Origin of the sequence: Burkholderia sp. GbtcB21, assembly GCF_019091065.1 — a bacterium.
GTDB lineage: Bacteria > Pseudomonadota > Gammaproteobacteria > Burkholderiales > Burkholderiaceae > Burkholderia > Burkholderia pyrrocinia_C.
Genome location: NZ_JAGXKA010000066.1, coordinates 1 through 2,208 on the forward strand (window position 1 = coordinate 1; position 2,208 = coordinate 2,208).

2 protein-coding genes and 2 pseudogenes are annotated in these 2,208 nt (G+C 63.1%); 1 reads left to right on the forward strand and 3 read right to left on the reverse strand.

Annotated features, from left to right (window positions below; all coding sequences use genetic code 11):
* Positions 1 to 77: 77 nt before the first annotated feature.
* The 3 genes and pseudogenes from KVT39_RS36325 to KVT39_RS36335 all read right to left on the reverse strand — a co-directional run.
* Positions 78 to 1,068, reverse strand: a pseudogene (locus KVT39_RS36325) (IS66 family transposase); the annotation flags it as partial.
* Positions 1,069 to 1,107: 39 nt separating this feature from the next.
* Positions 1,108 to 1,452, reverse strand: coding sequence for an IS66 family insertion sequence element accessory protein TnpB (gene tnpB, locus KVT39_RS36330; protein WP_217591416.1), 345 nt, complete (start codon positions 1,450 to 1,452; stop codon positions 1,108 to 1,110).
* Positions 1,453 to 1,700: 248 nt separating this feature from the next.
* Positions 1,701 to 1,871: pseudogene (locus KVT39_RS36335) on the reverse strand (transposase); the annotation flags it as partial.
* Between the two features lie 91 nt (positions 1,872 to 1,962).
* Between KVT39_RS36335 and KVT39_RS36340 the strand changes: the two are divergent.
* Positions 1,963 to 2,208, forward strand: a 246-nt coding sequence (locus KVT39_RS36340) for a transposase (protein ID WP_217591417.1), incomplete at its 3' end; no start/stop codon positions are given.

The following is a 2,208-nucleotide window of genomic DNA, read 5'->3' on the forward strand; positions in this document are numbered from 1 at the left end:
TTGTTCCGATGCCTGAGGTTAACAGCTTGCCGCGAAAGTTAACAGCCCAACGGGGCCTTTCTGAAACCGTCTCTTACGTACAACTCGTCGAAGCCGCCGTAGGCATCAGCTTGCAGGATGCCTTCGAATCCGGCGAGATGTGTCTGAGGATGGATGCCTTTTGCGATCGCACGAGTACGCGAACCACACCGCGGCCGGCTCCGTCGAGCCCGAACGGCTATCGTCGCGCACGTACACCCAGAGTCGCCCGGTCTTCGTCTTCTTGTTGCCCGGCGCGAGCACGGGGATCGGCGTGTCGTCCGCGTTCAACTTCGTGCCCGCCATCGTGTACCGGCGCAGCGCGTCGGTCAGCGGGCGGCAGAGCACCTCGCACTGTCCGACCCAGCGACCCATGCTGGCGCGGTCAAGCGTCACCCCGTCGCGCGCCGCGATTTCCGATTGTCGGTACAGCGGCGCATGATCTGCGTACTTCGACACCAGAATGTCGGCAAGCAAGCTCGTATGCGCGATACTGCGCTCGATCGGCAGTCCCGGCATCGGTGGCTGCGCGATGTGGCCGCAGGCCGGACAGACCGTCTTGTGCCGGACCGTGCGGATCACTTTGAACATCGCCGCAACACGGGCGAGCTGTTCCGAGACGTCCTCGCCGAGGCATTGCATAGCACCTTCGCACTTGGGGCAGATCGAATCCGGTTTGAACACGCGATCTTCTCGCGACAGGTGCGGCGGCAGCGGCTCTCGTGCGGCCGAATCGCTGCCAGTCGTGGATTTTTCTCTTCGGACCTTTGCGTGCTGAACGTCGGCAGCACCGGTGCCTGCGGCCAGGTCCTCAAGCCGGAGCTCGAGCCTCTCGATCTCTCGGGCAAGTTGTTCCGATTTGCGGCCGAAGTGCATTCGCTTGAGCTTGTCGATCAGCAGCTTCAACCGTGTGATCTCGAGATCGCTTTCGGCGATGTCGCGGCGCAACTGCTCGATCTCGAGTTCCCGTTCGATGGCCGACGCGCGAGCCTCAGCCAGCATGGCCTTCAGTGCAGCGACATCGTCGGGCAGATCGTCGAGATTCGGCATGTGCCGGAGTTTACGAGTCTCCCGAGCGGTTTACAACACCTACAGCATCGACAGAGGTGCCGTACGACGGGGCTGTCGCCAATCGATGCCTTCGAGAAGCATCGACAGCTGCGCGACCGTGAGCGAGATCTTCCCGCCATCGGCCTGCGGCCAGATGAAGCGGCCGCGCTCCAATCGCTTCGACAGCAGCCAGAGCCCGTCGTCGGTGGCCCAAAGCAGCTTCACGAGATCGCCTCGACGTCCGCGGAAGATGAACACGTGGCCGCCCAGCGGATTCTCCTCGAGCGCCGCCTGTACCTTCGCGGCAAGCCCCTGGAAGCCGCAGCGCATGTCCGTGACGCCCGCCGCAAGCCAGATGCGGGTGCCGGCCGGCAATGTGATCACTTCAGGCATTCCTGCAGGAATGCTTCGGCGCGCTCGGCAGACAGCCCACGAATCCGCACGAGCCGTTTGCCGACCTCCACTTCAATTCCGCACACGGGCATCGGTGCGGGAACACCGCTTATCACCTTCGACGTCGTGCCTCCTGTCGGTTGCGGCGCCGGCAGCATCAACGCAGATTCGATCACGTCAACACTCAGCAACTCCGTGCCTGTCATGGCCGGTGGCGCAGCTTCCAGTACCGGCAGTTCCAGCTTGCCTTCCCGATATTGCTTGCGCCACCCGAACACGACGTTGGCGTTGATGTCGTGCCGCCGCGCGACGATCGAAACCGACATGCCTGGTTCCAACGTTTCCCTGATCACTTGCTGCTTGAATTCCCGCGCATACGTGCGATGGGCCGGGCGCGCTGCGTTCGGCATAGCTGACCGTCTCCGTCAATCTAAACGCGACTATCGTGCGCCAGCAAAATCAGCATCGGGAAACGGTCGGGCCGAGTCGCTTACGAAGAACGTGGCAGAGAACGTGGTACCGAGACGGCAGTACACGAAGGAATTCAAGGTGGAGGCGGTGCGGCTCGCTGAGAGCGTCGGTCAGCATGAAGCCGCTCGCAGGTTGGGGGTGCCGGTGGCGACGCTGGGGAACTGGTGCCGTGATCAGCGCGATGGCACGGGGCCGGCGCCGAGTGCACCGAGCTCAAGTCTTCGTCCGGTCAGCGACCTGGAGGCCGAGAACAGCCGTCTGCGTAAGGAACTGGCC